20 protein-coding genes and 2 pseudogenes are annotated in these 26,573 nt (G+C 68.5%); 13 read left to right on the top strand and 9 right to left on the bottom strand.

What is annotated here, in order from left to right:
* The first annotated feature begins 18 nt into the window (after positions 1-18).
* Both OG306_RS38195 and OG306_RS38190 read left to right on the top strand, forming a co-directional pair.
* Complete coding sequence (locus OG306_RS38195) at positions 19-1,305, top strand: erythromycin esterase family protein (RefSeq protein WP_371666148.1); 1,287 nt, start codon at positions 19-21, stop codon at positions 1,303-1,305.
* Positions 1,302-3,392: a prolyl oligopeptidase family serine peptidase gene (locus OG306_RS38190; protein ID WP_266751180.1), complete on the top strand. Its 2,091-nt coding sequence runs from the start codon at positions 1,302-1,304 to the stop codon at positions 3,390-3,392. Before OG306_RS38195 ends, OG306_RS38190 begins: the two co-directional genes overlap by 4 nt.
* Before the next feature lie 22 nt (positions 3,393-3,414).
* Here the strand turns inward: OG306_RS38190 and OG306_RS38185 are convergent, their stop codons facing one another.
* From OG306_RS38185 to OG306_RS38165, 5 genes are all read right to left on the bottom strand, one after another.
* The gene (locus OG306_RS38185; protein ID WP_266752657.1) at positions 3,415-3,612 is read right to left on the bottom strand and encodes a helix-turn-helix domain-containing protein; all 198 of its coding nucleotides are present in this window, start codon (positions 3,610-3,612) and stop codon (positions 3,415-3,417) included.
* Positions 3,613-3,615: 3 nt separating this feature from the next.
* Positions 3,616-5,085 (bottom strand): PucR family transcriptional regulator, encoded by a 1,470-nt coding sequence (locus OG306_RS38180; protein WP_371666147.1) that lies wholly within the window; start codon positions 5,083-5,085, stop codon positions 3,616-3,618.
* 106 nt (positions 5,086-5,191) lie between these two features.
* A complete protein-coding gene (gene menC, locus OG306_RS38175; protein WP_266751177.1) occupies positions 5,192-6,298 on the bottom strand; it encodes an o-succinylbenzoate synthase in 1,107 nt (368 codons plus the stop codon).
* The gene (locus OG306_RS38170) at positions 6,295-7,251 is read right to left on the bottom strand and encodes a GNAT family N-acetyltransferase (RefSeq protein ID WP_266751175.1); all 957 of its coding nucleotides are present in this window, start codon (positions 7,249-7,251) and stop codon (positions 6,295-6,297) included. The genes menC and OG306_RS38170 overlap by 4 nt, the downstream gene beginning before the upstream one ends.
* A gap of 13 nt (positions 7,252-7,264) precedes the next feature.
* Positions 7,265-8,461: a M20 family metallopeptidase gene (locus OG306_RS38165; protein WP_266752655.1), complete on the bottom strand. Its 1,197-nt coding sequence runs from the start codon at positions 8,459-8,461 to the stop codon at positions 7,265-7,267.
* Between the two features lie 931 nt (positions 8,462-9,392).
* Here OG306_RS38165 and ctaD point away from each other — a divergent pair.
* Entirely contained in the window at positions 9,393-11,111 is a 1,719-nt protein-coding gene (gene ctaD / locus OG306_RS38160; RefSeq protein ID WP_432762247.1) for an aa3-type cytochrome oxidase subunit I, read from the top strand.
* A pseudogene (gene ctaF, locus OG306_RS38155) lies at positions 11,108-11,428 on the top strand (aa3-type cytochrome oxidase subunit IV); the annotation flags it as partial. The gene ctaD and the pseudogene ctaF, both read left to right, overlap by 4 nt.
* Here the strand turns inward: ctaF and qcrB are convergent.
* A complete protein-coding gene (qcrB, locus tag OG306_RS38150; RefSeq protein WP_266751174.1) occupies positions 11,363-13,147 on the bottom strand; it encodes a cytochrome bc1 complex cytochrome b subunit in 1,785 nt (594 codons plus the stop codon). The pseudogene ctaF and the gene qcrB sit on opposite strands and share 66 nt — an antisense overlap.
* Before the next feature lie 890 nt (positions 13,148-14,037).
* On the opposite strand from qcrB, the gene OG306_RS38145 reads away from it, so the two are divergent.
* The 9 genes from OG306_RS38145 to OG306_RS38105 all read left to right on the top strand — a co-directional run bounded on the left by OG306_RS38145 (position 14,038) and on the right by OG306_RS38105 (position 22,667).
* Positions 14,038-15,579, top strand: coding sequence for a M28 family metallopeptidase (locus tag OG306_RS38145; RefSeq protein WP_266751172.1), 1,542 nt, complete (start codon positions 14,038-14,040; stop codon positions 15,577-15,579).
* A gap of 323 nt (positions 15,580-15,902) precedes the next feature.
* On the top strand, positions 15,903-16,079 hold the full coding sequence (locus OG306_RS38140; RefSeq protein ID WP_266751170.1) for a hypothetical protein: 177 nt from the start codon (positions 15,903-15,905) through the stop codon (positions 16,077-16,079).
* A gap of 200 nt (positions 16,080-16,279) precedes the next feature.
* Positions 16,280-16,762 carry a hypothetical protein gene (locus OG306_RS38135; RefSeq protein ID WP_371666146.1) on the top strand — a complete coding sequence of 161 codons (483 nt, stop codon included), beginning with the start codon at positions 16,280-16,282 and terminating at the stop codon, positions 16,760-16,762.
* Between the two features lie 252 nt (positions 16,763-17,014).
* Complete coding sequence (locus tag OG306_RS38130; protein WP_266751167.1) at positions 17,015-17,755, top strand: DUF1684 domain-containing protein; 741 nt, start codon at positions 17,015-17,017, stop codon at positions 17,753-17,755.
* Positions 17,756-17,802: 47 nt separating this feature from the next.
* Entirely contained in the window at positions 17,803-19,320 is a 1,518-nt protein-coding gene (locus OG306_RS38125) for an ABC transporter substrate-binding protein (protein ID WP_266751166.1), read from the top strand.
* Positions 19,320-20,285: an ABC transporter permease gene (locus tag OG306_RS38120; protein ID WP_266751164.1), complete on the top strand. Its 966-nt coding sequence runs from the start codon at positions 19,320-19,322 to the stop codon at positions 20,283-20,285. Before OG306_RS38125 ends, OG306_RS38120 begins: the two co-directional genes overlap by 1 nt.
* A complete protein-coding gene (locus tag OG306_RS38115) occupies positions 20,282-21,109 on the top strand; it encodes an ABC transporter permease (protein ID WP_266751163.1) in 828 nt (275 codons plus the stop codon). The genes OG306_RS38120 and OG306_RS38115 overlap by 4 nt, the downstream gene beginning before the upstream one ends.
* Positions 21,106-21,906 (top strand): ATP-binding cassette domain-containing protein, encoded by an 801-nt coding sequence (locus OG306_RS38110; RefSeq protein ID WP_266751161.1) that lies wholly within the window; start codon positions 21,106-21,108, stop codon positions 21,904-21,906. The genes OG306_RS38115 and OG306_RS38110 overlap by 4 nt, the downstream gene beginning before the upstream one ends.
* Positions 21,903-22,667: an ABC transporter ATP-binding protein gene (locus tag OG306_RS38105; RefSeq protein WP_266751160.1), complete on the top strand. Its 765-nt coding sequence runs from the start codon at positions 21,903-21,905 to the stop codon at positions 22,665-22,667. The genes OG306_RS38110 and OG306_RS38105 overlap by 4 nt, the downstream gene beginning before the upstream one ends.
* 233 nt (positions 22,668-22,900) lie before the next feature.
* Here OG306_RS38105 and OG306_RS38100 read toward each other — a convergent pair.
* The 3 genes and pseudogenes from OG306_RS38100 to lgt all read right to left on the bottom strand — a co-directional run.
* Positions 22,901-23,185, bottom strand: a pseudogene (locus OG306_RS38100) (MgtC/SapB family protein); the annotation flags it as partial.
* Positions 23,186-23,386: 201 nt separating this feature from the next.
* Positions 23,387-25,198: an ABC transporter ATP-binding protein gene (locus OG306_RS38095; protein WP_266751158.1), complete on the bottom strand. Its 1,812-nt coding sequence runs from the start codon at positions 25,196-25,198 to the stop codon at positions 23,387-23,389.
* Between the two features lie 471 nt (positions 25,199-25,669).
* Positions 25,670-26,569: a prolipoprotein diacylglyceryl transferase gene (gene lgt, locus OG306_RS38090; RefSeq protein ID WP_266751157.1), complete on the bottom strand. Its 900-nt coding sequence runs from the start codon at positions 26,567-26,569 to the stop codon at positions 25,670-25,672.
* Between the last annotated feature and the right edge of the window lie 4 nt (positions 26,570-26,573).

Raw genomic sequence — 26,573 nt, 5'->3', positions numbered from 1 at the left:
GGAAGGTGGTGAGCCGTCATGGATACGTTCCACGACACGTCTGCGTACATGGCTGCGCTGCGTCAACTGATCGGCGGAGCACGGGTGGTGGCGCTCGGCGAGGGCGCGCACAACATCACGGAGTTCTACGGGATCAGGGACCTGCTGTTCCGGTTCCTGGTCCGGGAGTGCGGGTTCACCGGGCTGGTCCTGGAGTCCGGTTTCGCCGAGGGGCTGGCCGTCGACGAGTGGATCGACGGCGGGCCGGGACGGGTCGAGACCGTCGCCCGGGACGGCGTCACCTACCGCTTCGGCGAGTGCGAGCCGATGCGGAGGCAACTGGGCTGGATGCGTCGGCACAACTCCGGCGGGTCGGCGAAGGTCTCCTCCTACGGAATGGACCTGCCGGGCTCGTCCACCTCCCCCGGCCCGGCGGTCCGTGCCTGCCTCGACCGGCTGCCCGCACGCCCGGGCGACGAGGAGTTGCTGCGACTGAGCGATCTGGGCGACCGGTCGCAGGCGGCGGTCCGTTACGCGGCGATGTCCTCCTCGGACCGTGCCCGACTGCTCGACGGCCTTCGCGGACTGGACGAGCGCGCACTCCGCTCCCGCCGGCACAGCGGCCCGGACGACGAGGACGCCGAGATCGCCCTGTGGTGCGCGGCCTCGCTCGAAGCCTTCGTCGCCGAGGCCGACGAGGACGGGACCTCCTCGGAGGGTCCCTATCCGCGGGAGGCGTTCATGGCGCGCAGCGTGGAGTGGATCCTGCGCCGGGAGCGGCGCATCGTGGTGAGCGCCCACAACGCACACGTCCGCCGTACGCCGCTGCACGGTCGGCCGACCCTGGGCGGTCTGCTCTCCTCCGAGCTGGGAGCGGACCTCGTCGTCATCGGGATGACGTACGGCTCCGGGCCCGAAGTCACCTTCACCCAGCGGTCGTCGCGTCCGTTCGACTGCGACGTCACGCTCGGGGCGCGGACCCTGACGCCGACGTCCGTCGAATCGCGGCTCGACCGTCTCGGCCCGGAGGTGACCCTCCTCGATCCGCGCCGCGCGCCCGCCGGGTTCTTCGACGGCGTCGAGGGGACGCTCGCCGGTGGGGAGCTCGACCCCGTCGACGACTTCCCGGCCGCCTACGACGCACTGCTCCACGTCCGGCAGGTGAACCGGATCCCCGGGGCGTTCGAGCGGCTGCGTGCCGAGTTCGCCGCGGCCGCGCGAGCGGGCTTCGAGGCGGCCCCGGATGCAGACGCACCAGCAGATCAGTCCATGCGTCCCGGAGACCTTGACGGTCTCCGGGACACCGAGGAGTCGGAGTCACAGTGAACAGCAGCCCTCCGCCGTATCCGCCCGCGCGGACCGTCGACGCCTTCGAGAACGTCGCGGGCGTCCGGGTGCCGGACCCGTACCGGTGGCTGGAGCCGGAGACCGACGAGGTACAGCGGTGGCAGCGCCGACAGGCCGAAATCGCCACTTCGATCGCCTACGACGGGCAGGACCCTGCGGCCGTACGGAAGCTGATCGAGACCCACGATGCCGGGTCCCGCCCGGCACTGCCAAGGTTCGCGGCGGCCCGCTGGTTCCGCGCCGTGAACGCACCCGGTGCGGCGGCGCCCAGCGTGGTCGTCGCCGACCGGCCGTTCGGCGCGGGCCGACCGGTGGTCGACCTGACCGCGTTCGGCGACGGGCAGAACCCCGCGTTCCTGTCGTGGCTCGCGCCGTCGCCGAACGGTCGCGTCCTGGCCCTGGGCGTCTGCACCGACGGCAGCGAGCACAACACGGTCCGGCTCATCGAGGTGGACTCGGGGCGCGTACTGGACGGCGCGCCGCGCCAGGTCCTGCACAGCGCGTGGGCCGGTGGCGTGTCGTGGCTGCCCGACAGCAGCGGCTTCTTCTTCCTCGCCCTGACCGGTTCGCCGCATGAGTTCCGGCAGGCCGTGTACCGTCACCGGCTCGCCACGCGGGACAGCGCGGGCAACACCGTGGTGGAACCGATCCCGGTCGGTGAGGGCTCCCAGGAGTACACACTCGTGCAGTTCTCGGCCGACGGCCGCTGGGCCGTCGCAAGTCACCGGGTGGGCAGTCCTGTTCCGGTCGCCGTACGCGATCTGTCCCGGCCCGCCACCCCCTGGCGTCCCTTCGTCACCGACTGCGCCGGGACCGTCGCCGGACACATCGTCGGCGACCGCTACATCGCGGTGACCGATGTAGCGGCACCACGCGGGCGCGTGGTTGCGCTCCCGCTGGACGCCGACGGCCCCAACGACCCAGCCTCGTGGACGGAGTTGGTTCCGGAGGGCGAGACGGTGCTGCGGTCCTTGTCTCCGGTCGGTGACCATCTGTACCTCAGTGAGTTCGACCAGACGTGCGCCCGGGTACGGATCCTCGACCGCTCCGGCGCCGTCACCGGGGAGGTTCCGCTGCCCGGGAAGGGGGCGCTCTCCGCACCGTTCTTCGCCCTGACCGGCCTGGCCGTGGGCTCTCCCCCGGACGACTTCGTCTTCGCCTTCTCCACCCTGACCAGCTCCTGGGGCGTCTATCGGCACCGTCCGGGAGAGGCGGACATCGAGACGCTTTCGGCCCCGGCGGTCACCCTCGACGCCGACGTGACGTTCGAGCGGGCCGTCGCATTCGGCGGCGTGGAGATCCCTTACCACGTGGTGCGACCGGCGGGCAGCGACCCGACGCAGCCCGCGCCCACGCTGATCTCCGCGTACGGCGCGGCGAACGTGCCTCTGCTGCCGCAGTACCAGCCCGAGCTCGCCGCCTTCGTCGCGGCCGGCGGCGTGCTCGTACAGGCGCATCTGCGCGGGGGCGGCGAGTTCGGCCGCGACTGGTACCTGGCCGCGCACCGGGAACGCAAGCACGTGCGCGACCGCGACCTCATCGCCGTCGCCGAGCACCTCGTCGCCACAGGGCTCACCACACCCGACCGGCTCGCGCTGACCGGTGGCTCCGACGGCGGTCTCATGTGCGGGGTCGCCCTCACGACGCGCCCCGAGCTGTGGTGTGCCGTGCTGCCGATGGCGCCGCTCCTTGACCTCATCGGGGGCACCCGCGATCCCTATCTGGACTTCGTCATCCGCAAGGCGTGGGCGGATCCGGACGATCCTGCGGAAGTACGGCGGCTGCTGCGGCTCTCGCCCTACCAGTTGGTCGGGCCCGGCGTCTTCCCGGCGATCTATCTTCAGGCCGGGGCGACCGATCCGCGGTGTCCTCCCTGGCATGCGCGCAAGTTCGCCGCCCGCCTGCAGGCGGCACAGGAAGGGGACGCGCCGATCCTCCTGCACGTCTTCGACAACGCCGGGCATGGCGCGGCGACGTCGTACGAGGTCGCGACCGCACAGGACGCCGAGTGGCTGGCCTTTCTGATCAGGACACTCAGTCTGGGCCATCAGGAAGCTTCCGGATGAGCGGGCGGGAAGGCCTGTCCGCTCATCCGCCGTCCGGGGCGGACCTGAGCGACATCAGGTGCAGCTGCAGCATGGCCGAGAGACGTGCGGACGGATCATTGAGGTCGATCCGGCCGACCTCCGCCGCGCGCCGAAGCCGGTAGCGGAACGTGTTGGGGTGCACGAACATCGAGGCGGCGGCCGTGGCGACATCGCCGAAGGCGTCGAGCCAACTCCGCAGCGTCTAGGCCAGGTTGGTCCCGTGGATCTCGTCGTAGGCGATAACGCGTGCGACGACGCCGCTGGGCAGGTCCCCGCGCGGGACGAGGTCGGCGAGCTCCAGCAGCAGTGCCTCGACGTGGACGTCGTCCAGGCGGGCGACCGACTGCCCGGCGGTTCCCGAGCGCAGGACGCGCGACGCCCGTTCGGCTCCGGTACGCGACCGGGCCAGCGCCGCACTCTCCTCGGCGTACGGCCCTACGCCGATCACGGGGCGCAGCCGGGAGCCCACGCGGGCCAGGAACTCGGTGGCGATGCGGGCCGCCCGTTCCTCGGCGTCGTGCCGGTTCTGCGGAAGAAGGGGCAGGATACCGTACGCGATGTCGCCGATCAGCGCCGCGGTGGCGCGCGGGTGCACCGCGGCCAGATGCATGGCGAACGCGTCAGTGAGGCGTTTGCGTTCGGTGGCGATACGGGCGGGCAGCCGGCGTTCATTCGCCACGTCGACGACGGTGAGTGCGAGAACGACGGCGGGCTCGTCCTTCAGGCCGAGGCGGCGGATCGCCTCGGGTGATCCAGGGCCGCTCTCCAGTGCGGTGGCCAGCAGCTCCGCGCGCTGCCGCCTTTCCATGTCCGCGTCCGCGCGCTGCCACACCATGTGCATCGCGACCAGCTTGGACGCCTCGTAGAGTGCTTCGCTGCGGTCCTCGCTCAGCGGCTCGGCGACGACCACCCAGATCGCGCCGAGGATCTCGTCCCCGGCGCGCACGGCGATCGCCGCGCGCGGCAGTTCGGGCGGCTGTGTCATATCGCCCGACTCGGGGAGAGACGCGACGAAGACGGGGCGGTCGCTGCGGTAGATCGCCTGGAACACCCCGCGTTCCTCAAGGATGCGCGTGTAGTGCTCGGGGACCTGCCGGCCCAGGATCGTCTGGACCCGCGAGGGGTCGATGTCCTCCTGCCGGCTGGAGAAAGCCAGCAGGCGCGAGTTGCGGTCCTCGATGGTGACGGGCGCGTCCAGCAGCGCGGCAATCGCGTTGGCGACCGCGAAGAGGTCGCCGGACTCGATCCGGTCGGCCGTGTGACCATCCATGTCATGCCGGTTGCTGTCGGTCGTCAGTGTCCGGAGCATCCCCGCCAGGTGCGTCCAGGAGGCGCCGCGGGCGAAAGAGAGCACGGCCACGCCCGACGCCTCGGCCGCATCGATCAGCGCCTCGTCGGCGGTGAGGGGCGCGCGTACCACCAGGGCGGTGGCGCCGCGCTGCCCCAGGCGGGTGACGATTCGGGCGATGTCGGAGAGGTCGTGCAGGGCTACGCCCAGTACCAGTGCGTTGTCCGGGAGTTCCGGCTCGTCGAGTGGGTCGTGGATGACGACGCCGCCGATGCCGTCGGCGCGTTCTACGTCACCGCAGACCACGTCAAGCAGGGTGGAACCGAGTTCCTCCAGGACACGCGCGAGGCTCGCTCGCGGAAGGCTGGTCACGGGAATGAGCACGGGGCCGAAACTAGCCCGGCCCACCGGCATCGGAGTTGGTCGCGCATGACGTAATGATGCCGGCCCGTTCGTCCACACGGACGAACGGGCCGGCGCGGTGAGGGCCTCATGGGACGGGTACCCAGGTCGTCGAGTCCGTCACCTCGTCCAGAATCTCCGGGACGGGGGTGACGCCGAGGCCCGGCCCGGTCGGCACGACGAGATGTCCGTCCACGAGGTGGAACGGTGCGGTGATGTCGGTCCGGTAGTAGCGGTCGGAGGCCGAGGTGTCGCCGGGCAGCACGAACCCGGGCAGTGCGGCAAGCGCCACGTTGGCGGCGCGGCCCAGTCCCGTCTCGAGCATGCCGCCGCACCAGACGGGGACGCCGTGCGCCGCGCAGACGTCGTGGATCCGCCGCGCCTCCAGATAGCCGCCGACGCGGCCCGGCTTGATGTTGACCACGTGGCAGGCGCCGAGCACGAGCGCGTCGGCGGCGGCGCGGGCGGAGACGATCGACTCGTCGAGACAGATCGGGGTGGTGATGCGCTTCGCGAGTTCCGCGTGGCCGAGGAGGTCGTCCTCCGCGAGAGGCTGCTCCAGCATCAGGAGGGCGAACGGGTCGAGCCGGGCCAGATGGCGGGCGTCGCCGCGGCGATAGGCGGCGTTGGCGTCCACCTGCAGCAGGATGTCGCCGAACCGTTCGCGGACGGCGCGCACCGGCTCGATGTCCCAGCCGGGTTCGATCTTCAGCTTGATCCGCAGATAGCCGGCGTCCAGATATCCGGCGACGGCGTCGAGAAGCGCGGGGATCGACTCCGTGATCCCCACCGACACCCCGCACGGCACTCTGTCGCGGACCGCGCCGAGGGCGTGTGCGAGGGGCACTCCCCGGGCCCGGAGGTCCGCGTCCAGCACCGCCGTCTCCAGGGCGGCCTTGGCCATGCGGTGCCCCTTGAACGCGGCCAGAGCCGGGGCGACCTGGTGGGCGTCGAGGTCGGCCACCCCGGCGAGCGCCGGGACCAGGAAGCGGCTGAGGACGTCCGCGGCGGCGTGCGTGTACTGCGACGAGTACTGAGGAGCGGTGCCCGCGCCGCACTCGCCCCAGCCCTCGGCCTCGTCGGTGACGACGCGCACCAGGAGGGCCTCCCGCACGGTCTCGGTGCCGAACGAGGTGCGGAACGGGGATACGAGGGGTGCCTTGATGGTGCGCAGTTCGACTCCGGTGACCTTCACGCTGTCTCCTGTGGCGCTTCGTTGTGGTGTGTTCCGTGCCGGCGCGTGCCGCCGGCGACCTGCGTCGGGCTTCCGCGGTCCACGACGTACCAGCCCGCCGGGTCGAAGCCGCGCACCCGCGCGCCGTCGGCGAGCAGTCCGCCCAGCACGTCCCGTACCGCCGTGCGCCAGCTCACGGCGCACGCCGGGTCGCTCTCGCGCAGTGCCTCGATGTCTTCGGGTACGGCCACCAGTACGGTGCGTGCGTTGCCGCCGGTGCGCCCCACCGACGGCGCGCCCGTGGCGGAGACTCCGAGGGCGACGGTCGCTCCGCGCGACCGGGCGACTTCCGCGTCGGCCGGTCTGGGCCGCCCGGCGCAGACCGACTCGGCGTCCGGCGACGCCAGACGCCACCGCACCAGAATCCGGTCGCTGTCGTCGCTGCGGTTGATCCCGTCGTCGATGGGGCCGTAGAAGTCCGGCAGGTACTCGGCAGGCTCGGCAGCCAGCTTGGCGATGTTGAAGTACGCGTTGCGGCGCACCAAAGGGTCGTACGTCCAGCAGATCTCGCCCACACCCCGCGCCAGCGTCCAGGCCCGCTGGTGCAGTTTCAGGGCGAATCCGACGTTGCGCCGCCGTACGTAGGGCAACACCCCTGCGATGTGGCTGTGCAGGGCCGCGCGTGCCGGCGGGGAGAAGAACCCGAAGCAGGAGCCGACCAGTTCGTCCCCCACGAAGGCGCCGCTGACGTAACTGCCCGCCTTCGCCAGCGCACGCAGCAGGTCGGCGGTCACCACCGGACTGTTCTCGCCGGTGCGCCAGATCTGCTCGTACAGGCGCCGAACGGACTCAAGCTCACTGACACTGTCCAGGGAACGGATGTCGACGCCCGCGACGCGCGCGGCGGTCTCAGCCGCGGTGTACGCCGCGTCGACGGGCGGGGATTCGGTACGGTCGCGCAGGAGATCAGTCACGCAGGTCATGGTTTCAACCCCGATCTTCGCGCAGCTGGTTCGAGGGCACAGGATGCGGGCTCCCGCTTCGTCCGGGCGGACAGCCGTCCTGCGGTGCCAGGAGGTCGGCCACCAACGCGGTGAGCAATCTGGTCCGCCGCGGCAGCTCCGCGACGAGCAGATGCTCGTCGTCGGCATGCGCGCCGCCGCCTACCGCTCCCAGGCCGTCGAGGGTGGGGGTGCCGACTCCCGCGGCGAGATTTCCATCAGAGGCGCCGCCGACGGCCACCTGCGTGAGCGGGCCGAGCCCGAGGTCCGTCGCGAGCCGGCACGCCCGCGCAAAAAGATCCTTCGATGCGGTGGCCTGCAAGGGCGGCCGGTTCGGACCGCCTGTGACCTCCACGGCTGCGCCGGCCAGCCGGGCCCGCAGGTCGCGCATCGCTCGGTCCACACGGTGCTGCTCTGCCGCGTCCCGTATACGGACGTCGACGTCGAAGCTGGCCGAGGCGGGGACGGTGTTACTCGTGGTGCCCGCCTCCAGGCGGGTCGGGGTGACAGTCGTACCGTGTGCCGCATCGCCCAGTGCGGCCACGGCCAGGATCTGGTGGGCGGCCTCGATCGTCGCGTTCACGCCACGCTCCGGCTCAAGGCCGGAGTGGGCGGCACGTCCTCGAACCAGCACCTCGTAGCGCGACACCCCTTTGCGTTCCGTCTTCAGGGCCCCACCCGGTCCGGCGGCCTCAAGTACGAGGGCGGCAGCGCAGGAGCCGGCCTCGCCCTCGATGAGCTCCCGGGACGAGGGCGAACCCGGCTCCTCGTCACCGGTGATGAGGAGGGTGACACCGTCCAGCGGATGCGCGGCCCCGGGTCCGGACACACTCGTCCGTGCCCCCGTGCCGATCAGGTCCGCCAAGGCGTGGAACGCCATCACCAGGCCGGCCTTCATGTCGAAGCAACCGGGTCCGCGCAGCACTCCGTCGCGAACCTCGAACGGATGGCTCTTCAACGACCCGACCGGCCACACCGTGTCGTGATGCCCGATGAGCAGCACGCGCGGGGTCCGGCCGAAGCGCCACCGCACATGCGTGCATCCGTCGATGACTATCCGCTCCGCCTCGGCCCCGAGGTGACCGGCGCCGATCCGGGCCACCAGCTCGGCGCTGCGGGCGACCGCGGCCAGGTCGTCCGAGGGGGACTCGCAGCGCACCAGCCGCTCGACGTCTGCGATCATCGCGGCCGCACGCTCTCGGTCCCGGCTCTCCGGCCGGGCACCGTCCTCCTGCCCAGTGGTTCGATTCACCACGGCGCGGTGTTCTGTCACGGCGGGCACCTCCAGTCGACGCATCTGCCCAGCATCGTGAGCTGCGCCGCGGTGGGATCTGTCCGGTCGGCCAATATCGATGTGCTCGATTGGGGTGGGGCGATGAACAGTGCCTAGTGCAGTGACCCGGCTCAGGCCGTACCGCCCATTGCCGCGGGGACGGCAAACCATCTGACTCGCGATCCAAAGATCCTGACGACTCATCAGGACGAGGGTCAGGAGCCGTTGCAAACGAAGGAGGTCCCGAGCCGCAGCCTGCACCGCACCGGCACGGTGGTAGCCGGGAGCCATGCCCGTGACGAGGAGCGGCCAGTAACCCATCCCGAGAGCGACCGACATGTCGTCGGGGTGAGGGTGAGGCTGGCTGACCCAAGTCGGCACTGAAGTGAGGGACATCGGGCCGATCCGCACAGGTGCGGCAAGCCGGTCCGGCCAAGCCCGGAGGCGGCCGTACTGCGCGGCTTTCGGCACGAGGATCGCAGCCCAGGGACGCTCCTGCGGCGGGTCGGCCCGGAACGCTTCCAGAGCGGATGCCAGGACGGCGCGCCACTGCGGTCCCGGGGAAGAGGTCTTCGGCCGAGCCGTGTCCGGCGGCCGTGCCCTCGCATGCTGGTGCCCGCCCGAACAGACGCGCCGTCAACCGGTCGCCCACCCGGCGCTCGCACCGGACGTGACGACGGTCCGGCTCATGACCGCCGGGCATCCTGGACGCGGCGGGCCCCTGGGACACCCGATCGGAGCACCGGTGAACTGGTGAAATTCGAGGTGTCACCGCCAGTCGTACGGGCCGTGCACGGTGGCAGGCTCCACCATCGAGTCAACCGGGAGGGACGGAGAACCGATGGCGCAGGACCTGCAGGAAGCCGCGCCGGCTGAGCCGGTGGCCAACAAGCGCATCAATGCCGGTGTGAGACTCATGGGCTGGCTGACGACCACCGACCACAAGGTCATCGGCAATCTCTACATGGTCACCGCGTTCGGGTTCTTCCTGTTGGCCGGAGTGTTGGCCATGCTCATGCGAGCGGAGCTGGCCCGGCCAGGACTGCAGATCGTCAGCGTGGAACAGTACAACCAGCTGTTCACCATCCACGGCACCGTCATGATGCTGCTGTTCGCCACGCCGATGTTCGGCGGCTTCGCGAACGCCATCATGCCGCTTCAGATCGGCGCGCCCGACGTCGCCTTCCCCCGCCTCAACGCGCTCACCTACTGGCTCTTCCTCTTCGGCGGAATCATCGTGGTGTCCGGATTCGTGGTGCCCGGCGGCGCGGCGCACTTCGGCTGGTTCGCCTACGCACCACTGAACAGTGCCGTCTTCTCACCCGGCGCCGGCGGAGACCTCTGGACCATGGGGCTCGTGCTGTCGGGGATCAGTACGACCCTGGCATCGGTCAATTTCATCACTACGATCGTCTGTCTGCGGGCGCCGGGTATGACCATGTTCCGGATGCCGATCTTCACCTGGAACGTACTGTTCACCTCGATCCTCGCACTGCTCTCGTTTCCGGTGCTCGCCGCCGCCCTGCTCGCCCTCGAAGCCGACCGGAAGTTCGGGGCCCATGTTTACGACGCCGCGAACGGCGGGGCGCTGCTGTGGCAGCACCTGTTCTGGTTCTTCGGCCATCCCGAGGTCTACATTGTCGCGCTGCCCTTCTTCGGAGTGGTGAGCGAGATCATTCCCGCGTTCAGCCGGAAGCCGATGTTCGGGTATTTCGGAATGGTGATGGCCACGATCAGCATCACCATGCTCTCGGCGGTTGTCTGGGCCCATCACATGTTCGCGACAGGAGCCGTTCTCCTGCCCTTCTTCTCTGCCATGTCGTTCATCATCGCCGTGCCCACCGGCGTCAAGTTCTTCAACTGGATCGGCACCATGTGGCACGGCAGTATCTCGTTCGAGACACCCATGCTCTGGGCGATCGGCTTCCTCGTGACTTTTCTCCTCGGCGGCCTCAGTGGAGTGCTGATCGCCTCACCCCCGTTGGACTTCCATCTCACCGATTCGTACTTCATCGTCGCCCACCTCCATTACGTGCTCTTCGGAACAGTGGTCTTCGCGATGTTCGGCGGCTTCTACTTCTGGTGGCCCAAGTTGACGGGACGCATGCTGGATGAACGCATCGGACGTATACATTTCTGGACCTTGTTCATCGGCTTTCAGCTGACCTTCCTGGTCCAGCACTGGCTGGGAGAGGCCGGAATGCCCCGGCGTTACGCCGACTATCTCGCGGCGGACGGCTTCACCCTGCTCAATACGATCTCGTCCGTCGGCTCCTTTCTTCTGGGCCTGTCGACACTGCCGTTCCTGTACAACGTGTGGCGCACCAGCCGTTACGCTCCCAAGGTCGATGTGGACGACCCGTGGGGGTTCGGCCGTTCCCTGGAGTGGGCGACCTCCTGTCCGCCCCCGAGGCACAATTTCCGGGCTTTGCCCCGCGTACGTTCCGACTCGCCGGCCTTCGACCTGCACCACCCCCTCACGCCGGAGAAGCAGAAGCCGGGCCTCGGCCGAGGCGGGTCCCGCCCCGCATCGGGCGCTGAAGAGGAGTCGGGCGAATGAGGACCGAGGCTATTCTCTTCGCTGGAGTCGCGGGGTTCTTCCTCGTGACCGATGTTCTCTACGCTGTGTGGTCCCATGATCCGACAGGCACGGCGGCTCTCACCGTCTCGTTCCTCATGGCGTTGCTGGTCACGTTCTTCTTCGCCACCAACTACCGGAGGAAGGGCCTGCGCCCCGAAGACCGCGGGGACGGGCACATCCATGAGCGGTCCGGTCCGGTGGACTTCTTTCCTCCGCACAGCATCTGGCCGTCACTGACAGCTGCGGGGATGGCCCTGCTCGTCCTCGGTGTGGTGTTCGGTCTGTGGCTGTTCCTGATCGGGCTGGGCTTGGTCCTGGCGGGGGTGTTGGGAATGGTCTTCCAGTACGTGCGTGTCCAGGGCTGAGGGCGGTTCTCGTTCCTCGCGTTCGCGGACCGGCTCCGGTGGTGTCGTCCGCTCCGCGATCCGGGACCGTTGCTCCTCCGTGACGGGCAGTTCCACGAGGTCCCCGTAGTACCAGCCGCTCAGTACGGTCCGAAGCCGTCGCCGACTCGAGATCGAGCCCTCCGCAGGGAGGTCCAGGGGCGTCGGGACATCACGCATCAGGATGCGGTAGCGGGCTGTCGGGCTCAGGCTACGGCGGCTCTCCGAGAGATCGCCGTTCACCGACTGTGTCACCTGGCCGGTCTCCTCTCCTTCGGTCAGTCGGCGGCGGTCCCGCATCTGAAGGGCGAGGCAGAGGCGTTTGGTCAGCGCGAAGGCCAGGAGTGGGGCGGCGATCAGCGCTGTTCTGAGGATCCAGATCATGGCCTCGACCGAAACCCTGAACGAGAAGGCGACGACGTCATTGCCGCCGGCGACCAGGAGAACGGCGTAGAACACGATGGCCGCCACTCCGAGCCCCGTACGGGTCGGCCGGTTGCGCGGCCGGTCGCACAGATGGTGTTCCCCGCGGTCGCTCGTCACCCATTTCTCGAAAAAGGGATAGAGGAACAGCACTGTAAAGACCACGCCTGGCAGGGCGATCGCCGGAATGAACACATTCCACATGATGGTGTGGCCCGCAAAGTCGGTCTCCCATGGTGGCATCAGCCGGAGCGCGCCCTCCAGGAACCCGACATACCAGTCCGGCTGTGCGTTACCGGAGACCTGGTTGGCGCGGTAGGGGCCGTAGTTCCATACGGGGTTGATCTGAGCGAGCGCGCCCAGCAAGGTCAGTACGCCGAACACCATGAGGAAAAAACCTGTGGTCTTCGCGGTGAAGTGAGGAAACGCCGGTGAGCCGACAGCGTTTTGGTTGGTCTTCCCCTGACCCGCCCAGTGGGTGTGTTTGAGATAGACAACCAGGATGAGATGAGCGGTGATCAGCGCCACGATCAGGCCGGGCACGAGCAGGATATGCACGGGGTACAAACGGGGAATCACGGCATGGCCCGGGAACTGTCCGCCGAAGACGAACAGCTCCAAGTAGGTTCCGACGACAGGGATCGACCCCACGATGGTGGCCGCCGTCCTCAGGCCCGTACCGGACAGCAGGTCGTCGGGCAGCGAGTAGCCCGCGAATCCTTCGAGAAGCGCGAGTACGAACAGCGTCACGCCCACGACCCAGTTGGCCTCCCGCGGTTTACGGAAGGCGCCGGTGAAGAAGATACGCAGTAAATGGACGGCGATCGCGGCGACGAACACGAGTGCCGCCCAGTGGTGGATCTGACGGATCAGCAGGCCTCCGCGCACGACGAAGCTGATGTCGAGGGTGGTGGTGTAGGCCCGCGTCATCCTCACCCCCTGAAGGGGCACATAGGAACCGGTGTAGACGCTCTCCATCATGCTCGGGTCGAAGAACAGGGTGAGGTACACGCCGGTGAGGAGCAGGACCACGAAAGTGTAGAGAGCGATCTCACCAAGGAGAAAGGACCAGTGGTCGGGAAAGGCCTTGCGCAGCAACTGCCTGGCCAGCTCGCTGGCGGGCAGGCGCCCATCCACCGCGCCGTAACCACTGAACGCCGTCTTCCCGGCCCGGGCCTTCAGTCGCGCCTTACGTCTCCGCAGGGGCATGCACCACTCTCCCGTCGATCTTCCTTCCACCCCCACCCCGTATTGTTACGTTTCGCCCTTTATCGGAAGCGCATTACTCGAAGGGACTACGCAGAATCGCGGTATCGGCACCTGATCGGCCGACCTGGCCCTGACGTGGCGGGGGGCCGCGCTGGTGCGTCGGCCCCACCCCGCGAGCGATGTGCGGGGCCTCGCCGCCGCAAGAGACTGACGCGCGTCGCCGCGTCGCCCTCGACGGTGTGACTCCGTTCGCCCAACCGGCGGTCTCCACAGACAATTGGCGGAGCCCTGAACGTCGGCGACATCCTTCTCAACCGGCCGTTTCCGCGCACGTCCGGTCCGCGTCAGACACCCCCACCCACGCCGGAACCCTCAGAACCCCGGCGCCTGCGGCCGCCACACCGCCGGCCTCGATCCGGTATCCGCGACTGGAATGCGAGGCGTGCGCCACCGGACGTGCGGTGACCCGCAGTCCGTCCATGTCCGGATCACCCATGCGGGAAGCCAGGCACCGCGGTCCGCCGGTGCGACGACTGCACCTGTATCAGGTCGACGAGCATGGGGCCGACGTCGACCTCGTGCTGACGCGCACCGAGCCCGCGCGGCTGTTAGGCGCCGACCATGCCTGGTCAGCACCGGTGGCTTCCAGCCAACTTCGGTTGGGTCAGCGGCCGATCGGTGTGCTCCGTCCCGCGCACGGACGGCGCCGGCGCCGAAGATTCCCGTCAACCCATTACCAAGCGTTTACTGAGCAGATACCTTTCTCCTTGCCGGTGCCAAGGGGCGGAGCGATCCAGTCGTCCCTGCCTGCCCTGGAGTACCGCCGTACATTGTTCAGCCCGTTTTCGGCCATTACGCCTATTTCTCATGGACCGCCGGAAGGAAGCGTTTTGAACGCTCGGAACCGCCGCACCACGGTAGCCGCCGTATCCGTCGCAGGGCTCATAGCGCCGCTGCTGCTGATCGGATCGGGCACCGCCTCCGCCCACAGCGACCCTGCCAAGGAGGCTGCCAAGCTCGCCGAGAAGCTCGTCAAGAAAAGCAACGCCGCGGATGCCTACGAGCATCTGAAGCAGTTCCAGCGGATCGCTGACAGGAACGGGAACACCCGGGTGGCCGGGTCGGAGGGGCACCGGCAGTCGGCCGAGTACGTCGAAGGCCTGCTGAGGAAGGCCGGGTACTCGGTGACCCGGAACGAGTTCGACTACCCGTTCACCCAGACGCTGGCGGAGAGCCTGCGGGTGGTGTCGCCGCAGCAGCAGGACGTCCCGTTGATCGCCATGACGTACTCCGCCAGCAGCCCGGTCGGCGGCATCACCGCCCCGGTCGCGGTGGTGCCGGTCAACGCCACCACCGGCTGCGAGCCGGAGGACTACGCCCCCGGGGCATTCACCGGAAAGATCGCGCTGATCAAGCGCGGCGGCTGCGCCTTTGCGCAGAAGCAGGAGACCGCCGCCGGTGCGGGCGCGGTCGGCGCGATCATCTACAACAACACCGAGGGCGCGCTCAACGGCACCCTGGGAGACCCGTCCGTCGCCAAGATCCCGGCCGGCGGCGTCACGCAGGCGGACGGCGAGGCGCTCGCGGCCAAGGCCGCCGCCGGCGCAGTGACCGTCAACCTGGAGATCCGCACCTTCGCGGAGACCCGGCACACCTACAACGTGATCGCCGAGACCAAGGGCGGCGACGCCGACAACGTGGTGATGTTCGGCGCCCACCTGGACTCGGTGGCGGCCGGCCCGGGCATCAATGACAACGGCTCCGGCTCCGCCGGCATCCTCGACGTGGCCCTGAACCTCGCCCACGAGAACGTCAAGAACAAGGTGCGCTTCGCCTGGTGGTCGGCTGAGGAGTTCGGACTGCTGGGCTCGGAGGCGTACGTCAACAGCCTCTCGGCGGCGGACCTTGCGAAGGTCAAGCTGTACCTGAACTTCGACATGATCGCCTCGCCGAACTACGCCCAGTTCGTCTACGACGGCGACGACTCCGACCAGGTCGGTGCCGGCCCCGGCCCGGAGGGCTCGGCGCAGCTGGAGCGGCAGATCACCGACTACCTGGACAGCCGGGGCATCCCGCACGAGGGCACCGACTTCACCGGCCGGTCGGACTACGGGCCGTTCATCGAGGTGGGCATCCCCTCGGGCGGCACCTTCACCGGTGCCGAGGGCGTCAAGACGACCGAGCAGGCAAAGGTGTACGGCGGTAAGGCCGGTGTCGCGTACGACGCCTGCTACCACGCCGCTTGCGACACCCTGAAGAACATCAACATGAAGGCGTTCGACGTCAACGTCGACGTCATCGCCAGCGCGGTGGGCCAGTACGCCTGGGACACCAGCCTTCTGAGCAAGCCGGTGGCGCCGCAGAACACCAAGGGTTCGGCGGGCAGCGGCGGTGGCCTGCACGAGGGCCACGACCACGAGGTCACCGAGTAACTCCCGGTACACGCAGGGGGAGGGCCGGACTGTCCGGCCCTCCCCCTGCGATGCTGCGGCGGGAGGCGCAGTCGCTACGGTTCCTTGCGGAGGGAGACTCTGGCAGGTGCCTCCGCCCTGCAGCAGGTGCATCGCACCCGCCGCCGCAGGCCTTCGCGCCATCCATCAGGGACTCGACGACCAGGTCCACAACGAACTCCAGGAGGAGTCTGAGCAGGAGTGGCAGCCGCCTCATCGAATCCAGTCCATGCAGGTCCACGAGGCCCTGTCGCCTGACTTCGACAACTGGGAAATCAGGGCGTGTGGGACCTCAACTGACCGCATTGGTTGTACTGCCGAGCGAGCTGTGGCGGATCGTCCTGGTGCTCGGGCATCCGGCCGGCTACCTGGACGCGAGCTTCGCGGACTTCGAGACGCTCGGCGCGAAGGTCTGGATGCTGACGCTGAGCGTGGTCTGGGAGCTTCTCGCCTTCCTGACGATCGGTCTGGTGCGGCCCTGAGGCGAGGTCGTGCCGCGCTGGATACCGCTGCTCCGAGGGCGCGCCGTGCGCCCGATGGCCGCCGTCGTCCCAGTCGCCCTCGGCGCAGTGGCACCGACCGCGATGTGGGCCAATGTTCCCTGGTGGCGGACGTACCCGCACGATGACATGACGGACACCGGCGACCTCGTGGTCGGCATCCCCTACCAACCGCTGGCCCTGTGGGGCCCGTACTCGCCGCCGTCACCCTCTCCTACTACCGCCGCCACCGCTCCCCGCGCAGCCGGGGGCACAGCGTCTTGAAGCAGCGCCCTGTTCGAGAACCTTGCCCCCCGTGTCGGGCCGCCGTCGAGGACTTCTACCGGGAGACCTACGAATCGCGGTCCAACGTGATGGGCGCCCGGACGATGAACATGTGCGTCGAGGACTCCGGCGTGACCACCGAGGCCTACTGGGCACACGTCGTACCCGGGGAGTTCCTGCACGATCACGGCGTCGACGCCGACGCCGACGCGCACTACCTGGTGAACTACAACATCTTCCCGGTGTTCGCCCACACCGACGAAGCCCAGCTCATCGGCGAACGCATCTACGTGGACTCGGCGGGCTACCGCTACGAGAAGTTGTCCCCAAAGGACGTGGTCACCCCAGAACAGGCACGCCGCGAACTCGCCCCGCTGCTGTCCCGCGCGACCCTCGCCTGAACGCCCTCGCTGATCGCCTGGCGATCAGTTCGCGGTCAAGGGCGGCCGAGAAGCTGGGCGCCAACCGGGAGTCAATCGGCAACCCGACCTCCCCGGTCCCTTCGCGACGACGCCGGGATCGACTCCGTCCCGGTCTCACCCTGCGGTCCAATTTGACATTAGCTCGCCTTATGGAGGATAAAGAGGATCCTTTGGGTTGAAGTTCACGCAGCGTGACATTCGTGGCGTGAGTGCCGACGAACCTCTACGTGAATGAGTAATGCCGTGTCCCACGCCGCCGCAGTCCCTGACCAGCCGACCGATCCTGCCGAGGACTGGGAGGCATGGCGCGCCGAGCGGCGGCGCTCCGTCACCTCGGCCACCGGGAATCTCGCCCTCGTCGAGACCCACTGGGCCCCGGCCGGTGAGCGCCCCGACCCCGATGCGGCACGTGCCGGACAGCCGGATTCCGTGACCGTCACCACGGTCGAGCGCACCGACTTCGTCAGCGGCCGGCCCGAGTACGGTCTCCGCTTCTGGGACGCGCAGTCCCCCGCGATCCAGAACTTCGATCGCACCGATGTCTTCCCGTACGACCCGGCCTGGGTGCTGGAGGCCTCGTACACCCCGGTGCCAGGTGCCAGGCGGGTCGGATTCGAGCACATCCGGGACAACGGCGGCACCCGAGATCTCGTCGTGCCGGGAGACATCGAGCTCACCCTGGACGGCCGGGACTACACACTGAGCGCCTTCGACGACGACGGCACCCTGCTGCTCGTCTTCGGTGACCCCACCAACGGCGACATCACCTACGGTGCCGGGCGCTTCCTCTTCGTCACCCACAGCGGCGAGGGCCGTGTCCTCCTCGACTTCAACCGCGCCTTCGTGCCGCCCTGCGGATTCTCCGACCAGTACAACTGTCCGATGCCGCCGCGGCAGAACCGTTTCCACCTGCCGGTCGAGGCCGGAGAGAAGCGCCCCGTCTTCCGCGACGGCTTCCCCGCGCAGCACTGATCAACCCCGTACTCTCCCGCCCCGCAGCACGAAAGCGCGTACTCCTCATGAGCATCAAGAAGACCTCCCTGTACGGCGGAGCCACCGCCGCCGCCCTCGCCCTGACCCTCACCGCCTGTGGCGGAGGCTCCCACACGGGCGGCGCCGGCACAGGGGCGCACGACAAGAACGCCACGATCAACATTGGTTCGCTCTACGAGCCGCAGAACCTCGACAACACCGCGGGCGGCGGCCAGGGCGTCACCGAGGCGCTCAACGGGAACGTCTACGAAGGGCTGTTCAAGCTCACCGACGACGGCAAGGTCGAGAACCTGCTCGCCCAGGACTACAAGGTCAGCGGCGACGGGCTCACGTACACCTTCACCCTGCACGACGGTGTGAAGTTCCACAGTGGCAAGAAGGTCACCAGCCAGGACGTCAAGTACAGCCTGGAGAAGGTGATCGCGAAGGACTCGCAGTCCGCGCGCAAGAGCAATCTTGAGGTCATCGAGTCCATCGAGACGCCCGATGCGCGCACGGTGAAGGTCCAGCTGTCGAAGAAGTCGATCTCCTTCGTCTACAACCTCTCCTACGTCTGGATCATCAACTCCGAGGCGAAGGGCCTCAAGACGACCGAGGACGGCACCGGCCCGTACCAGCTCAAGAAGTGGACTCGCGGTTCCGCACTCAGCCTCGACCGGTTCGCCGGTTACTGGGGTGACGCCGCCGCCAACAAGCAGGTCGTCTTCCACTACTACAAGGACGCGACCGCTCTGAACAACGCGCTCCTGACCGACGCAGTGGATGTCGTCACGAGCGAGCAGTCGCCCGACGCCCTCGACCAGTTCAAGAGCAACCAGAACTACAAGGTCAGCGACGGCAACTCGACGACCAAGCTGCTGCTCGCCTTCAACGACAAGGCCAAGCCCTTCACGGACGTCAAGGTCCGCCAGGCTGTCTCCGCGGCCATCGACGACAAGAAGCTGCTGGAGTCCGTCTGGGGCGGCTACGGCAAGCCCATTGGCTCCATGGTGCCGCCCACCGACCCGTGGTACGAGGACCTCACCAAGGTCAACGCCTACGACACCGCGCGCGCCAAGAAGCTGCTCGCCGAGGCGGGATACGCGAAGGGCTTCTCCTTCACGCTCGACACCCCGAACTACGACCCGCACCCCACCGCGGCGACCTTCATCAAGTCGCAGCTCGCCAAGGTCGGCATCACCGTCAAGATCAACACGATCACGCCGGACGAGTGGTACACGAAGGTCTACAAGAACCACGACTTCACGGCCACGCTTCAGGAACACGTCAACGACCGCGACCTGGTCTGGTACGGCAACCCCGACTTCTACTGGGGCTACGACAACAAGCAGGTCACCCGGTGGGTCGAGGAGGCCGAGCAGGCGTCCACGACCGCTGAGCAGACCGAACTCCTGAAGAAGGTCAACCGCAAGACCGCCGAGGACGCGGCCAGCGACTGGCTGTACCTGTACCCGCAGATCGTCGTGGCCAACAGCAAGCTGTCCGGCTACCCGGTCAACGGTCTGAACTCCCAGTTCCTCGCCTACGACATCAAGAAGGGCTGATGGGCCGGTACCTCCTGCGCCGCCTCGCCTTCCTGTTGGTTTCGCTGGCGCTCGCGAGCGTGGTCCTGTTCGTGCTGCTGCGAATGCTGCCGGGTGACCCCGCGAACGCCCTCACCTCGGTGGGCGCCAGCCCCGAGCAGATCGCGGCGGCACGGCACTCCATCGGCTCCGACCGGCCGCTGCCCGAGCAGTTCATCCACTGGATCGGGCAGTTGGCGAGCGGCGACCTCGGTACGTCGTTCGTCAGCTCACTGCCGGTCGGGCCCGAGATCAGCTCCCGGCTGAACGTCACCATCCCGCTCACACTGGCCGCGTTCGCCCTGGCGGTGCTCATCGCCGTTCCGGTGGGCTTCGTGGCCGCACACCGACGCCGGACCTGGTACGGCGCGCTGCTCAATGGAGTGTCCCAACTGGGCATCGCCGTGCCCGTGTTCTGGCTCGGCATGATCCTCATAGCCGTCTTCGCCCTGAACGCCGGCTGGCTTCCCGCGGGCGGCTTCCCGCAGGACGGCTGGGCACAGCCGGCCGAGGCGATCCGCTCACTCACCCTGCCCGTCGTCACCATCGCCCTCGTGATGAGCGCCTCGCTGATCCGCTACGTCAGGTCGGCCGCACTCGACGTGCTGGGCAGCGACTATCTGCGTACCGCACGAGCCATGGGCTCGTCGTTCGGACGGGCCATGTGGCGGCACGGGCTGCGCAACGCCTCCGTGCCGGTGATTTCGATCCTCGGCATCGAGCTGGCGTCCACGCTGCTGGGCGCGGTGGTCGTGGAGTCCGTGTATGCGCTCCCGGGTCTCGGCTCGCTGCTCGCGACCGGCATAGCGCAACACGACTATCCGGTGATTCAGGGCGTGCTGTTCGTCTCCACGCTCGCGGTGCTGATCATCGGCTTCGCGGCCGACTTCACACAGCGGATCATCGATCCGCGGTTGCGCGGCAGGCTCTCGGGAGGTGTCCGATGAAGCAGTCGGCGAAGCGCTCGTACACATTGGCCATCGGATGCGTCCTGGCCGGTCTGATCGCCGTCCTCGCACTGGTCTCGCTCTTCTGGCTTCCGTACGCCGCCGACGACACGTCCGGCGGACGGCTCACGGGCCCCGGTGCGGGCCATCTGCTCGGCACCGACAAGCTCGGCCGCGATCTGTTCACCCAGCTGATGACCGGTTCCCGTATCGCCTTCGAAGCGGGCCTGGGATCGGTCCTCATCGCGGCCGCCCTCGGTGGCGCGTTGGGCGTGCTTGCGGCGTTCGCGCAGGGGTGGCTCGACGATACGCTCTCCGCGTTCCTCGACATCCTGATCGCCTTCCCGACGCTGCTGCTGGCGATGCTCATCGTCGCCGCCCGCTCGGCCACGCTGGGGTCCGCCGTGCTGGCGATCGGCCTCGCTCAGAGCGCGGTCGTGGCACGGCTGGTGCGGATCCTGGTCAAGCGGGTCCTTGCTCAGGACTACATCACGGCCGCGCGCACATCGGGCACGTCATGGGCGCGAATCGTGGCCGGGCACGTACTGCCCAACATCTGGCCGACGCTCGTGGTGAACCTGGCCCTCCAGTTCGGGCTCGCGGTGCTGGCCGAGGCCGGCCTCTCCTACCTGGGTCTGGGAGCGCCGCCGCCCAACGCCTCGTGGGGCCGCATGCTCCAGGAGGCGCAGGCCACCTTCACCACGGCCCCGGCAGGCGCGCTGGCCCCCGGCATCCTTCTCGTCCTGCTCGTCATCGGCGTGAACCTCGTCGCCGACGGACTGCGCGACACCCTCGACCCTGCGACCCGGCGGAGGCGCGCATGAACGTCCTCGACGTAACTGACCTCACGATCCGTGCGGCTGACGGGCGCACCCTGGTCGACAGTCTCTCGCTGACCATGGCACCCGGTGAACGCCTGGGCCTCATCGGTGAGTCGGGCTCCGGGAAGTCGCTGACCACGCTCGCCGTGCTCGGCCTGCTGCCCGACGGCATGACGGTCACCGGCAGCGCCGAGCTCGTCGGCACCCAGATCGTGGGCGCGAGCGAGAAACAGCTCACAGGTGTACGGGGCCGGGACGCCGCCATCGTCTTCCAGGAGCCGCTCACCGCACTCGATCCGCTGATGCGCGTCGGCAGGCAGATCGCCGAACCGCTGGCCAGAAGGCGGAGGCTGAAGGGCGCCGAGCTGAAGCGGGCTGTCGCGAAGGCGCTGGAGCAAGTGCGGCTGCCCGAGCCCGACCGCATCGCCCGCGCCTTCCCGCACGAAATCTCCGGCGGACAACGACAACGCATCGCCCTTGCCATGGCACTGGCCTGCGACCCGAAGCTGCTCATCGCGGACGAGCCGACCACCGCTCTCGATGTCACCGTGCAGTCCGACATGCTCGACCTGCTCGACACCCTCGTCCAGGAACGGGACATGGCCGTCCTTTTCGTCAGCCACGACCTCGCGGTCGTCTCGAAGGTCGCCGATCGTGTCCTGGTCATGAAGGACGGTCGCGCCGTTGAGGAGGGCGACGTCCGCGAGGTCGTACGTACCCCGCGCGAGGAGTACACCAAGGCGCTGGTGGAAAGCGCGCGGCAGCTGGAATCGGCTCTGGATCTGAGGAGTGCGCGATGACGCCGGTACTGGAGCTGAACGGAGCCTCCTTCAGCTACCGAGGACACACTGAGCCCGTCGTCGAGGACATCTCCCTCGCCATCGAGACCGGGCAGAGCCTCGCTCTGGTCGGCGAATCGGGCGCCGGCAAGACGACTCTGCTGCGGCTGCTGCTCGGGCTCGCCCGGACAACCGCCGGTACCGTCCGGTTCGACGGCGAGGAGCTGAACCCGCGCGACAGCGAGCAGATGCGGCGATTCAGGCGCAGTGTGCAGTGCGTCTTCCAGGACCCGTACTCGTCGCTGGATCCGCGTCAGCGCGTCGGCAGCATCGTGTCCGAACCACTGCGTTCCCTCGGTATCGACAGCCGAGTCACCGCCGTACCCAAGGTGGCCGACGCCCTGGAGCGGGTCGGACTCCCGGCCGACACGGCGCAGCGCTATCCACACGAGTTCTCCGGCGGCCAGCGCCAGCGCATCGCGATTGCCCGCGCGACCGTGTGCGACCCGCGAGTGCTGCTCGCCGACGAGCCCGTCAGTGCACTCGACGTCACCACGCGTGTGAAGGTCGTCGACCTGCTCAACGAGTTGAAGCAGGAGCAGGGCCTGACGCTCGTCATGGTCTCCCACGACTTGTCGGTGGTCGCCTCGTTGTGCGAACGCACCGCCGTTCTGGAGCGCGGCCGCATTGTCGAACAGGGCAGGACCGCGCAGGTGCTGGGCGCTCCCGCGCACCCGTACACGCGTCGCCTCGTCGAAAGCGTGCCGCGACTGCCCGCTTGACCGATGGGTCCGCGCCCCCGCGCTTCACGCGGCCAACCGCCGATCCGCGTCACCCTCGCAAGCGACATGCTGGAACCCAGGCCGGGCGGACCAACGGCTGCGAGGCGTGAACCACTGAGGCCAGTCGCACATCAGTCTCCATCGTCACCGACCATGCCGACCTCGACGACCCCGTCGAGGTCGGCAAGTGCGGTCACCAACCGGCCCAGGCCAGTGCGCCCGGCCAACTCCAGCCGTACCGTGGAAACACCACCGGAGTCCGGGCCCGGTTCCGATTCGCCCTCTACGGTCAGAGCAACCACCCGCAGTCCGCGTGACGTCGTTTCCTCAAGGATGTCGAAGCCATGCTGCGACACCTCCATGAACAGGGCGCTGCCCACGCCGACCAGCGTGTGGGTGCGCAGCCCCGCGCTCTTCTGCGGCACTGCTCGTTCAAGGCCGATGGCGGTGGAAAGCAGCAGCGCGATGGCCAGCTCGGTGAACTGGCGGCCCCCCTGCCCCCTCCCGAGCTCCCACAGCCCAGCGGCCAAACCGACTGTCCCGTTGTGCAGAGAAACCTCCCGGGACGCCACCGTATGGCACACAGCATGGCGGCGAGGAGCCCCGCGTGAACCACTTGAGCCCGAAACACTCCGGCTCGGCCTCGGGCCGTCGGACCAGGTCACCGGTGGCGTACCGCGTACCACAGCACCGGGCCACACCCACCGGGCTCGCGTTCACTACAGGTCGACCTGCGGCGCGGGGATGTCGTCGAGGAAGCCGCCCGACTGGTGCTGCCACAGCTTCGCGTAGGCGCCGTCCGACGCGAGCAGCTCCTGGTGCGTGCCCTGCTCGACGATCCGGCCGCGGTCAAGGACCACGAGCCGGTCCATGGTGGCGACCGTGCTCAGGCGGTGCGCCACCACGAGCGCCGTCCGCCCCTCCATGAGCCGCCACAGCGCTTCCTGGACGAGGATTTCGCTCTCGGAGTCCAGGGCACTGGTCGCCTCGTCGAGCAGCAGGATCGGCGCGTCGCGCAGGATCGCCCGAGCGAGCGCGACCCGCTGGCGCTGTCCGCCGGACAGCTTGACACCGCGCTCGCCCACCATGGTGCCAAAGCCGTCCGGCAGCGCGTCGGCGAACTCCGTGACGTGCGCCGCCTCGGCAGCACGGCGGATCTCTGTGTCGGTGGCGTCCGGCCGGGCGAACGCGATGTTTTCCCGCAGCGTGCGGTGGAACATCGCCGGGTCCTGGGGCACATAGGCGATCAGGCTGCGCACGTCGGCCTGGCGCAGTCTGCTGATGTCCTGACCTCCGATCAGGATCCGGCCGCCGTCGATGTCCGTCATCCGCAGCAGCAGTCGGCCGAGCGTGGTCTTGCCACCGCCGGACCGGCCGACGAGGCCGATCTTCGCCCCGCTGGGCACGGCCAGGTCGAGGCGTTCGAAGAGCGGCTCCGCACCCGCGTGGGTGAAATTCACCTGTTCGAAGCGGACATCGGCGGCCTGGGACAGCAGCGGCTCCGGCGACGCCGGGTCGAGTACGGTCGGTGGCGTCAGCAGCAGCTCGGTGAACTGCGCGGCCTCCGTCATCGAGCTCTCCAAACGGCGGTAGATCTGGTTGAACTCGAACATGATCCGCGTTGCGTTGGTGTAATACGTGAAGGCGAGAACCACCGTCTCCACGCCGTGCCCACCCCCGCCGAGAGTGACCGCGAGCAGCAGACCCATCGCGTTGGTGAGCACGGACATCGGCGCGACCAGCGTGTCGATGCGCAGGTTGCCGTAGTCCCACGAACGCAACGAGAGCCGCCGCGACTCCGCGACGCGGGACCGGTGCTCGGCAGCCTCGCGTTCCTCGGCGGCGAACGCCCGGACCGTGTCCATGTTCATCAGACTGTCGGAGACGTGGCCCGACACCTGGGCGATCGCCTCCTCACGCTGGTCGACGAGCGCCTGACGACGACGGATGAGAGGCACCACACACAGCGCCGTCAGCGCGATCATCGCCAAGAGCCCTACAACGAGCAGCGGTTCGTAGCGCCACAGCACCACCGACCCGAACACCAGCGGCACAAAGCTGCCCACGACCGAGAACGTCAGCGTGTCGACGAACTCCTCGAAACGGGAGGCGAAGCTCAGGACTCGTTTGGTCAGCGACCCGGCGAAGTTGTCGTGGAAGAACGCGGCATCTTTGTTGAACAGCTCGTCCATGCCGATCACGTACAGGTGCTCGATACCGAGGGCATCGAGGCGGTTCAGGAAGTGCAGGCCGACGCGCCACAGCGTCTCCGCGAGGAGTAGAGCGCCGGCGAAGCCGAGGACGTACGGCAGCGTCGAGCGGATGGTGGTACCGGCGTCTTCGGCGATTCGGCCGACGAGCTTTGCGACGACCAGCGGCGCGACGTAGTTGATGCCGATGTTGCCCAGCGCGGGCAGCAGCATCGCAGGCACCGTCAGCCACCGACGTCGGGTCAACTCTCGTCCGTAGTAACGAAGTGCGAGCAGCACCGGGCCCCTGCCCGGCGCTCTGTGCGATTCAGGCGATCCCATACCAACCCTGCCTGGTCGTGCGACAGCCCGCCATGTGCTTCTGCGGGAGAGGCCGTTGCCTCACTGGTCGCGCGGAGCTTCGGTTTCGATTGAGCGTCCTCGCTCGGGCCGACTTGCGGCAGGCGGGACACAACAGCAGAGCCCCGCACAACTCGTGGCGACGCATGCGTGCGCGTACGAGGAGGCCGGGCCAGGAACCTCAGTGTCCCGCGACGGCGCCCCCGGAGTCCAAGCGTTTTTCTCAGCCGGCGGGGGCTTTGGCTTTGGTTGTCCCGCTCTGTCTTGCTGTGCGGCGAGGATGCCGAGCCCTGCCGATCTGCATCGCGGGTCGTCCAGGGTACGAGCTCCGCGACGGCACGTTCCACCAACCACCGGCCCCGATGCCCCCTTGACCGACGTCATAGGGACACCCCCGGGCGAGCCTTGTGGTCCTGGATCCACGGCTCGTGGTGGCGCCGGCGGTCGCACGTGTCATCGCGCGTCGTTACTTCCTGTCTTGACGGCGACGTCCAGGCGCGGCTCGCCGGCCCTCTCGTTGCCGCCCTCGTCCTTTGACCGTGACACGTCCTCGATGCCCGGGTGGCGGCGCGCCGATACGACGAGGCAGGCGATGGCGCCAAGGAAGACCACGACAGAGGTCCAGTTGTTCAGACGCAGGCCGAGGAACGTGTGGGACTCGTCGATCCGCAGGTACTCGGTCCAGAACCGGCCGACCGTGTAGGCGGCGACGTACAGGGCGAAGGTCCTGCCGTGTCCGAGCGTGAACCGGCGGGACGCCCAGAGGACCAGTACGGCAACTCCGATGTTCCAGAGGGATTCGTAGAGGAAGGTGGGGTGGTAGGTCGCGATGTCGAGCACGTCGGACGGACGGTGGGTCCGGTCGATCTCCAGGCCCCAGGGGAGCGTGGTGGGGCGGCCGTAGAGTTCCTGGTTGAACCAGTTGCCCCAGCGGCCGATCGCCTGGGCCAGGGCTATGCCAGGGGCGACCGCGTCCGCGAAGGCAGGAAGGGGGATGCGGTGGCGCCGGCAGCCGATCCACGCGCCGACCCCGCCCAGGGCGATGGCGCCCCAGATCCCGAGCCCGCCCTCCCACACGTACAGGGCTCGGATCGGCTCGCCGCCTTCGCCGAAGTACGCGTCGGGGCTGGTGATCACGTGGTACAGCCGTCCACCGGCGATGCCGAACGGCACTGCCCAGGTGGTGACGTCCGCGATGACGCCCTGCTCCCCGCCCCGCGCAACCCAGCGCCGGTTGCCGAGCCGGACGGCCACGAACACGCCCAGGATGATGCAGAAGGCGTACGCCCTCAACGAAACCGGGCCGAGGTGAAGGACCCCGGTCGAAGGACTGGGGAGGTGGGCGAGATCCATGCTC

Origin of the sequence: Streptomyces sp. NBC_01241, assembly GCF_041435435.1 — a bacterium.
Taxonomy (GTDB): domain Bacteria; phylum Actinomycetota; class Actinomycetes; order Streptomycetales; family Streptomycetaceae; genus Streptomyces.
The sequence above is the reverse complement of the archived record's forward strand: the minus strand, read 5'-3'. Positions and strand labels throughout refer to the sequence as shown.

Excerpts from the sequence above, each read along its gene's own strand:
- OG306_RS38125 (WP_266751166.1), top strand. The coding sequence starts at position 17,803 with ATGAGCATCAAGAAGACCTCCCTGTACGGCGGAGCCACCGCCGCCGCC.
- OG306_RS38115 (WP_266751163.1), top strand. The coding sequence starts at position 20,282 with ATGAAGCAGTCGGCGAAGCGCTCGTACACATTGGCCATCGGATGCGTC.
- OG306_RS38120 (WP_266751164.1), top strand. The coding sequence starts at position 19,320 with ATGGGCCGGTACCTCCTGCGCCGCCTCGCCTTCCTGTTGGTTTCGCTG.
- OG306_RS38130 (WP_266751167.1), top strand. The coding sequence starts at position 17,015 with ATGAGTAATGCCGTGTCCCACGCCGCCGCAGTCCCTGACCAGCCGACC.
- OG306_RS38095 (WP_266751158.1), bottom strand. The coding sequence starts at position 25,198 with ATGGGATCGCCTGAATCGCACAGAGCGCCGGGCAGGGGCCCGGTGCTG.
- OG306_RS38165 (WP_266752655.1), bottom strand. The coding sequence starts at position 8,461 with ATGATCGCAGACGTCGAGCGGCTGGTGCGCTGCGAGTCCCCCTCGGAC.
- lgt (WP_266751157.1), bottom strand. The coding sequence starts at position 26,569 with ATGGATCTCGCCCACCTCCCCAGTCCTTCGACCGGGGTCCTTCACCTC.
- OG306_RS38110 (WP_266751161.1), top strand. The coding sequence starts at position 21,106 with ATGAACGTCCTCGACGTAACTGACCTCACGATCCGTGCGGCTGACGGG.
- OG306_RS38105 (WP_266751160.1), top strand. The coding sequence starts at position 21,903 with ATGACGCCGGTACTGGAGCTGAACGGAGCCTCCTTCAGCTACCGAGGA.
- OG306_RS38195 (WP_371666148.1), top strand. The coding sequence starts at position 19 with ATGGATACGTTCCACGACACGTCTGCGTACATGGCTGCGCTGCGTCAA.
- ctaD (WP_432762247.1), top strand. The coding sequence starts at position 9,393 with ATGGCGCAGGACCTGCAGGAAGCCGCGCCGGCTGAGCCGGTGGCCAAC.
- qcrB (WP_266751174.1), bottom strand. The coding sequence starts at position 13,147 with ATGCCCCTGCGGAGACGTAAGGCGCGACTGAAGGCCCGGGCCGGGAAG.